The sequence below is a fragment of the Candidatus Neomarinimicrobiota bacterium genome (assembly GCA_041862535.1).
Lineage (GTDB): Bacteria > Fidelibacterota > Marinisomatia > SCGC-AAA003-L08 > TS1B11.
In genome coordinates this window covers 1-8,181 of sequence record JBGVTM010000097.1, presented here as the reverse complement: position 1 = coordinate 8,181, position 8,181 = coordinate 1, and the positions used below count along the sequence as shown (strand labels likewise).

Here is an 8,181-nt window from a genome sequence, read left to right as displayed (position 1 = left end):
GTTACCCATGTCCCCGGATCAAAGTGTTACCTTTGTTCCAGGTTGTTCAAAGGGCGTACAGCGGTACGCCCCTACTGCAGCGGTTGAGATTCTTCGCGGCCCCTTCGATACGCCGGTGAGCTCCCCGCCTACGGCCCCGCCCCGCCTACGGCGGCAACGTGGACGGACAGCAATATCCGGGTGATCCCGGGATTGAAGGGCTTAAATTCAAAGAATAAGATTCCATTAGTTTGAAAGGACCCAATCATGCGGCTCCGAATAAAAATCCTTTCCGGTTTTCTGATCCTCATCCTGATGCTGGCCATTGCGGGTGTCTGGTCCATCTACAAGCTGGGTGACATCGGCCTATCGGTCACCCGGCTGCTGGAAGACAATTATAAAAGTATCGAAGCCGGTAAAGTCATGCTTGAATCCCTCGAGAGAGAAGACAGCGGCGTGCTGCTACTGGCTATGGGCCAATGGGAACGGGGGCGGACTATTATTGAAGAGGCGGACAGCACCTTCCATCGAGCCTACCGGATTGCCAGCAGCAATATTACGGAGGCAGAAGAGACGCAAATTCTGGCAAGCATCATGGCCCAATACAACAGTTACCACACCGTTTTCGAACGGCCTATCGTCGGCACCGATAAGGAAGGAGACATTCGCTGGTACTTTGAACAGGCACACGCGTCGTTCCAGACGTGTAAGAATATAGTGAGCGAGTTGATAGCGTTGAATGATGAGGTCATGTTTGAGACGGCGAACGATTTGCGCAACCGCGCTCACCGGGCAGCGACCCCCGGGATTGTGGCCATCGTCTCGGCACTGGTGTTTGCACTGCTCTTCAATTTTTTTCTGAATATATATTTCGTGCGACCCATCTTGAAGATTAACCGCGCGATAGACCGGTTTCTAAGTACCGGGGATCTGGCCGACATTGACATCAAGGCCCAAGATGAACTGGGTGATTTGGCCAGCGCCATCCAACGCCTGGCAGCCCAACGCAAGAAGGAGGCCTGAGTTTCATGCGCCTGCCGGTTATTTTCCGTTATCTCGGTGTTATCCTGCTATTTAATGCCGCTTTCGAGCTGTTGGCCAGTTTGGTTGCAATCATTTATCAGGACGAATCTCAATTTATTTTACTTTATTCGGCCGGGGTGACTGCTTGCTTCGGTCTATTTCCGCTGATCTTTGTACCTGCTGTGCATGATATCAATCGACGTGAGGGGATTCTCATTGTAATAGGCGGTTGGCTGCTTTCCTGCTTTGTGGGAGCCATTCCTTATATCCTATGGGGTGGGGAATTCACCTTCGTGGATGCATGGTTCGAGAGTGTTTCGGGTTACACCACAGCTGGATCGTCCATCCTGAACGACATTGAAGCCCTCCCAAAGGGATTACTGTTTTGGCGGTCTACCACCCATTTTATCGGGGGAGCCGGGATCATCATTTTTGTGATCACAATCACACCATACCTGGGTACCGTGGGGATGATCCTGTTCCAACGAGAAATATCCGAGCACGCCCGCGAAGCTTTTCAAAAAAGATCCAGGGATGCAGCCAGGATCCTGCTGTATGTTTATGTTGGGCTGATTGTAGCCGAGACAATAGGCCTATGGATTAGTGGCTTAAGCTTGTTCGATGCCATGACTACTTCTTTTGGTACAATCGCTACTGGCGGATTCTCTGTAAGGAATGCAAGTATCGCGGCATACAACAACCTAGCAGCAGAGATTATCATCATTGCGGGCATGATCCTCGGTGGCACCAGCTTCATCTTAATCTTTCATGCAATCCGGGGGAAGGTATATTACCTCTTCAGGTCATCGGTGGTGCGGTACTACATAGGATGTTTGAGTGTTTGCATTGTGATAGCCACGGTATTTCTCCATAATAGTCAGTATAGCAACTGGCTCGAAGCCTTACGACACGCGAGTTTTGAAATTACATCCATCGGAACCGGGACTGGTTTTGCTATTGGTGATACATCCATCTGGCCCGGGATTGTTCAATTGATGATGATGTTCCTTATTGTGCAGGGCGCCTGCATCGGATCAACCACCGGTGCTATAAAAGCCGACCGATTTCTCCTGATCTGGAAATCCATCGGGCGACAAATCCGTCTACTCCTGCATCCCAAAGCGTTGCTATCAATCCATCTGAATGGCAAACCTCTGGATGAATCCATCGCGAGCGGCAGTATCTTATATTTTGCCGTTTACTTACTGGTACTATTTCTTGTATCAATGATACTGGCAGCTATAGGGGTGGATATTTGGAGCGCTTTTTCGGGTACTGCTGCGGCAATGGGGACAGTTGGCCCCGGGTTTGGCGCGGTAGGATCGGCTGCGAACTACAGCTTCATCCCGGTATTGGGGAAATTTGCACTGACGTTCGTAATGCTGCTAGGACGTCTGGAAATCTTTGGACTGCTGATCTTATTCAGTGCTGAAGTCTGGAGATTCGCAAAGGATTGACCAGGTCTAATGCCTGACTACCGTCCGGTCTGACGGATTACCGGTTTGGTTACCATTAGACTCTTTTCCCAGGATGAAATCCGGGGCTAAGGGTTCCGCTCCGTCCGGCAGCGGTAGGAGGAACTCCGCTTCCCGCCCCGCCCCGCTTACAGCGGGATTTCACTTACGGCGGGACTTCGCCTGCGGCTCTGCCTCTGGCCCTCGCTTTCGGCCCCGCCTCTGGCGGGATTATAGACGGGACCAAGGGCCACCGCCTACGGCGGAACCAAGGGCAGGACAGGCTAAGCTCAGGCTGACCTGAAGAGAGTCGTCGGTTATTAGTAGTTGGTTGTTAGTGAAGAGGGGGAAGACCGGGAAGGGCGTACAGCGGTACGCCTCTACATGTTAGGCTTATGGTAGTAGTAGGACAGGGCACCCTGGCCGAAAACGGCCTACGGGGAGGCCGGCAAGCGGCGTGCCCCTACAATACTGTGGGCGAACGGTTGTTCACCCCTACCCTGGCGCTGATGGCTGATCGATAGCTGCTACTCCAGAGTCATCCCCAAATTCTTCATGATGAAGGCGTAGATATCGGCGGCCTCATCAATGCGTTTGGTGGTGGGCTTGCCGGCGCCGTGGCCGGCTTTGGTCTCCACCCGGATGAGGATGGGATTAACGCCGGTGTCCTTCGCCTGCAGGGTGGCGGCGAACTTCTTGGCATGCATGGACACCACCCGGTCGTCGGTATCGGCAGAGGTGATGAAGGTAGGTGGATAAGTTACCCCCTCCTTCACGTTGTGCAGGGGTGAATAGGCGTACATGAACTTGAAGTGCTCCGGATTTTCCTCGGCATTGCCATACTCGACGGTCCAGTAGCGACCGGCGGTGAACATATGATAGCGCAGCATGTCGATCACCGGCACCTGGGGTACCGCCGCCGCGAACAGGTCCGGGCGCTGGACCAGACAGGCCGCCACCAGCAGCCCACCGTTGGAACCGCCGTTGATGGCCAGCTTCTCGCGGCTGGTGTAGCCATTTTCAATCAGCCACTCCCCGGCCGCGATGAAGTCGTCAAACACGTTCTGCTTGTTTTCCAGCATCCCGTCCTTATGCCACTCTTCGCCGTATTCGCTGCCGCCGCGCAGGTTCGCCACGGCATATACGCCGCCAGCCTCCATCCAGGCTACCCCAGTGATGGAAAAGCCGGGCAGGATGGGGATATTAAACCCGCCGTAGGCATACAGCAGGGTCGGATTGTTATGGTCGAGGGCGATGCCCTTTTTGTGGGTGATGAACATGGACACCGGGGTACCGTCCTTGCTGGGATAGAAGACCTGCTTGGTCTCGTAGACTGCCGGATCAAGGTCGAATCCCGGCTCCCAGACCACTTGCATATCCCCGCTATGAACGTCGTAGCGGAACACGGTGGAGGGATAGAGGAAGGAGGTGAAGGAGAAGAACATTTCCGGCAGGTCAGCGGCCTCTTTGCCCCACATGCCGCCCAGGGTTCCCAGGGCCGGGAGGTCCAGGTCGCGCACGAGATTTCCCTGCAGGTCATAGATTTTCACCAGCTCATAGGCGTTGTGCATATACTGCACTATCAGCCGCCCGCCGATGAGGGACACCGAGCTGATGGCGTCCTCCCCTTCGGGGATGATGGTCTTCCAGTTCTCGCGTTGCGGATTGTTCAGGTCCATACTGAAGACCCAGCTTTTGGGAGCATCCAGATTAGTCTGGAAATAGACGGTGCTCCCGACGTTACCGGCCGGATAGAATTGGGCCTCTCCTACCTCAAAGAGGTGCACGAGCTCGCCGTCGCCGCCCAGCTCGCGGTAGTAGAGTCCATTGCGGTCATCGGTGCCCAGCCAGACATAGATGAGCAGATACTTGCCGTCTTCGGTAACGTAGGGGCTGTAGCCATAATCAGGGTGTTCCGGATCATGGTACACCATAACATCCTCGGACTGGGGCGCACCCAGCCGGTGCCAGTAGACCTTGCTGTTCCTGGTCTGGTCTACGGTCATGTCCATATAGGCTTCTTCCGGGAAGCGGGTATAGTAGAAGCCCGAGTTGTCCGGTTCCCAGGCAATGGAGGTGAACTTGGTCCACTGGATCACATCATCCAGGTCCTGTCCTGCGGCCAGGTCTATGATGTAATAGGATTGCCAGTCGCTGCCGCCCTGAGCTTGGCCGTAGGCCATATAGCGCCCATCCTCGGTGAAAGACCGGCCGGTAAGGGCGATGGTGCCATCTTCGCTCCAGGTATTGGGGTCCAGGACCACTTCCGGCTCTTCACCCAATTTTTCCACCGTGTAAAGCACCGACTGGTTCTGAAGTCCATCATTCTTGAAGTAGTAATACCGCTCACCGTGTCTGGACGGCACCCCATACTTGGGATAGTTCCAGAGTTCCGTTAGCCGCTGTTTGAATTTTTCGCGGGCGGGAATAGCGTCCAGGTAGGCATGGGTGAGTTTATTCTGGGCTTCGACCCAGGTCCGGGTTTCTTCAGCATCGGGGTCTTCCAGCCAGCGGTAGGGATCGGCCACCATGGTCCCGTGATAATCATCCACCACATCGCCCTGGCGGGCCTCAGGGTAGGTCCATTTTACTTTTTCTAGGGGTGCGGCCTCCGGCGGACCGGGGATCGGGGCGCACGAGTAAACCAGCAGGAGAGCTGGGAAAAGAATATAGCGTTTCATGACAGGGCTCCTTTGTAGATCGATAGATTGAAAATGCGCCGTAAAAAATAGCGCCGCCGTACCCTGATCGCCAAGCTACATGAGCGTCACAAGCGAAGATTTTACACCGAAACAAGCCGGTACCCCCTTTGCGAGAGCACCGGCTTTGGATCTCTACAAAAGGCCTGGCCGGGGAATCCTAGTAAGAATTCAGCTCCGTTGTGGCTTTGGTGCCATGGCCTTTAAGCTCGCTGGTCCAGATAGCCTCGCCATCCGGCTCCACCAGCTGGGCGCGCACCACTCCGCCGGGAACACCCTGGGCTCTCCACATACGGAAGGCACCGGTGCCCATAGCGGCAAACTCCAGCAAATCGGCCTGGAAAGTACCGGCGGGAACGGTTACGCTCACACCTTTCTCGGCCACAGCCCCTTCGAGGGACTCGGGTGTAAGAGTCATGGGCGCAGTGTACCAGCCCTCAGTGACGGGTACTTCCTGAGCGGCCTCAGCGCCGGTCTTCTGGCGCATACGCCGCAAGGACTGGCGGCCCTCGCTGAACAGAACCTCAATAATCATGGTTTCGTCACTGGTCTCGCCAAAGAGCTGCATCTGCCACCATTCCTGCTGGTTTTCCAGTTTGGTCAGGAAAGCCTTTTTCATTACCATGGGCTGCTCATCCCCTGCACCGCGGTAATTCCAATCGGTCCATTCACCAGCCTTATAGGGCACCAGCTCCAGGTTGTAGCCATAGGCGGTGAACAGGGACTGGAACAGCAGCGGGTAGATGTTCACCATCATCATGCCGGCCAGGCTGCCGGTAGTTCCCACACTGATCGGGAGGCTTATCTCAACTGGCGTGCCTAAGCGGGCGGTGAACGTCTTGCCGATGTCCAGTGGCATGGTCACGGAAAGAGTGGCCGGCGTCCGATCCTGCGCCACGACAGTAATCATGTGGACCCCTAAACCGGCGAATTTTAATGTGGCTAATCCATCGACGCCGGTGGTTGTCTTCTCACCATTAGTGACCTCCACCAGGGCACCCTTGATGGGTGCATTGTTCTCGTCGACCACCTTCACGTTCACGGAAAGGACGCGCGCCTTCATCAGAACACTACAGGATGATAACAGTGCCATGGCTATGACTGCTACTGCCAGCCACAGCCACGTGGCTTGTCGCTTTCGCATACGATGACTCCTTTAATCTAAGATTATTTATGGAAGGATTTTACAAGCATAAAATTAGATTACCCGCGGGGTGAATCTCAATATTAAAAGGACGATCAGACGCATTAGTCAAAGCCCTGTCGCCGGTATGTCCCTAAATCTTAATGAACCACCGCCGGCGGTACATGAACCAGGCCACCAGCAGCCAGAATATCACGTTGGACAGAGCGAAGGCCAGGGAGGCGATGTTGGTCTCACCCAGCCAGCTGGTATAGCCGTTTACATACAGCCAGTTGCGCAGATTGGTGTGGCCCACGTTGTTCAGGAACATATTCCGGACCAGGAAACCGGACAGCCAGAATATGAACAGGGGATTCATGCCCAGCATGACGAAGGGCTGGGCCCAATTTTTCCTGCCTTTGATCTCAATCAGCCAGTAGCAGCCTGCCAGAAGCAGTCCCCCGAAACCGGCCATGAAGATGGAATAGGTGGGAGTCCACAGCTGCTTGTTGATGGGGATAAGGAAATCGAGTGTCAGTCCCAGCACGGTCAGGAAGGCTCCCAAGGCCAACCACTGGAAGAGGCGTTCCTTGTGGTCATGCACTCGCACCAGCACTTTGCCAAACTGGAGCCCCAGGAAGACGGAGAGGATGGCCGGGAGGGTGGTGACGACGCCTTCAGGGTCGTAGCCGGAGTCCCTGGTGCCAGACCATAGGTGCTTAAGGCCAAAGACCAGGCGGTCGATATAGCCGCTGGCGTGGCCTTGCGGTGTCCAGACGGCGCGACCATGTTCCGGCACGTACAGGCCGTACATAATGACCAGGTACAGCAGGATCAGGGCACCCATGGTGATCCACTGATCCCGGGCGCGCGGCAGCAGGACCATCATGGCCGATACGGCCAGGTAGCACAGGGCGATGCGTTGGAGAACGCCCGGGATGCGAACCGTAGCAAAGTTGTAGGAATAGAGCCCGGCCAGGATCACACCGATGATTACAAAAGGCATGGCGCTGTTGATCACAAGCCGGGCCGCAGCCTCACGTTCTCCGGGATCTGCAATTCGAAGCCGCAGGTACAGGAGCACGAAGCTGCCCAAGACGATCAGGACGGCGATAATGACGAGGAGGCGAGCCAGGGACACCGAATAGTCCCGGAAGGCGGAGAGGACCAGCCCCAGGCCGAATAGGAGCAGTGTTCGTTTGAAAACCTTCAACCAGACCGCGGCCTTGTTCGCAACGGTTTCAATACGTACCCGGAGCGACAGGGCCATGGCCACCCCCATGATGAACAGGAAGAAGGGGAAAATCCAATCGGTGGGGGTCCAGCCATTCCACTTAGCATGGAGCAGGGGCCGATAGACGTGCGACCAGTCACCGGGATTGTTCACCAGGATCATGGCAGCGATGGTCAGTCCTCTAAAGGCATCGAGGGAAGTGAGACGTTGTCTTTGAGAGATGTTTGCCATAAAGCGCCTTAAGGTTATCGTTGCTGGTGTGAAAGATAATGAAGGATAATGCCTGTTGCTACCGAGGCGTTGAGACTTTCTGCCCGCCCGGCACCAGGGATAGTGACCGCCTCGTCCAGACACCCCCGCCAGAAGGGACTGAGGCCATGGGCCTCGCTGCCAACAACCAGCGCCCATGCCTGCCCTGGCGCAGCGATCTGGTCCAAGGGTCGGCCGTCCATAGTTGCACCCAGGAGAATAATACCTTCGGCTGAAATCTGCTGTGCCGGAACGGCAAGGTCGCCTTGCCAGAGATTGGGGATATGGAAATGGGCTCCCATGCCGCCACGGAGCACTTTAGGATTGAAAACATCGGCACTGGCCTGACTGACCCAGACAGTAGGGATCGCAAACCAGTCGGCGGTGCGCAGGAGAGTGCCCATATTCCCCGGATCCGTA

The 8,181-nt window shown here is 55.5% G+C and carries 7 protein-coding genes; 3 read left to right on the top strand and 4 right to left on the bottom strand.

The genetic code is table 11. From position 1 onward, the window contains the following. Window positions 1-246 precede the first annotated feature (246 nt). The 3 genes from ACETWG_03825 to ACETWG_03815 all read left to right on the top strand — a co-directional run bounded on the left by ACETWG_03825 (window position 247) and on the right by ACETWG_03815 (window position 2,980). Window positions 247-1,002, top strand: a complete 756-nt coding sequence (locus ACETWG_03825; protein ID MFB0515717.1) for an MCP four helix bundle domain-containing protein — start codon at window positions 247-249, stop codon at window positions 1,000-1,002. Window positions 1,003-1,007: 5 nt separating this feature from the next. After that, the gene (locus ACETWG_03820) at window positions 1,008-2,459 is read left to right on the top strand and encodes a TrkH family potassium uptake protein (GenBank protein MFB0515716.1); all 1,452 of its coding nucleotides are present in this window, start codon (window positions 1,008-1,010) and stop codon (window positions 2,457-2,459) included. A gap of 392 nt (window positions 2,460-2,851) precedes the next feature. Then, window positions 2,852-2,980, top strand: coding sequence for a hypothetical protein (locus ACETWG_03815; GenBank protein ID MFB0515715.1), 129 nt, complete (start codon window positions 2,852-2,854; stop codon window positions 2,978-2,980). Between the two features lie 3 nt (window positions 2,981-2,983). Here the strand turns inward: ACETWG_03815 and ACETWG_03810 are convergent, their stop codons facing one another. The 4 genes from ACETWG_03810 to ACETWG_03795 all read right to left on the bottom strand — a co-directional run. Continuing rightward, window positions 2,984-5,137, bottom strand: a complete 2,154-nt coding sequence (locus ACETWG_03810) for a prolyl oligopeptidase family protein (protein MFB0515714.1) — start codon at window positions 5,135-5,137, stop codon at window positions 2,984-2,986. Window positions 5,138-5,315: 178 nt separating this feature from the next. Then, the gene (locus ACETWG_03805; GenBank protein ID MFB0515713.1) at window positions 5,316-6,299 is read right to left on the bottom strand and encodes a carboxypeptidase-like regulatory domain-containing protein; all 984 of its coding nucleotides are present in this window, start codon (window positions 6,297-6,299) and stop codon (window positions 5,316-5,318) included. Window positions 6,300-6,432: 133 nt separating this feature from the next. After that, window positions 6,433-7,743 (bottom strand): acyltransferase family protein, encoded by a 1,311-nt coding sequence (locus ACETWG_03800; GenBank protein MFB0515712.1) that lies wholly within the window; start codon window positions 7,741-7,743, stop codon window positions 6,433-6,435. A gap of 14 nt (window positions 7,744-7,757) precedes the next feature. Further along, the coding region (locus tag ACETWG_03795) for a TrmH family RNA methyltransferase (protein ID MFB0515711.1) at window positions 7,758-8,181 on the bottom strand (424 nt) is incomplete at its 5' end.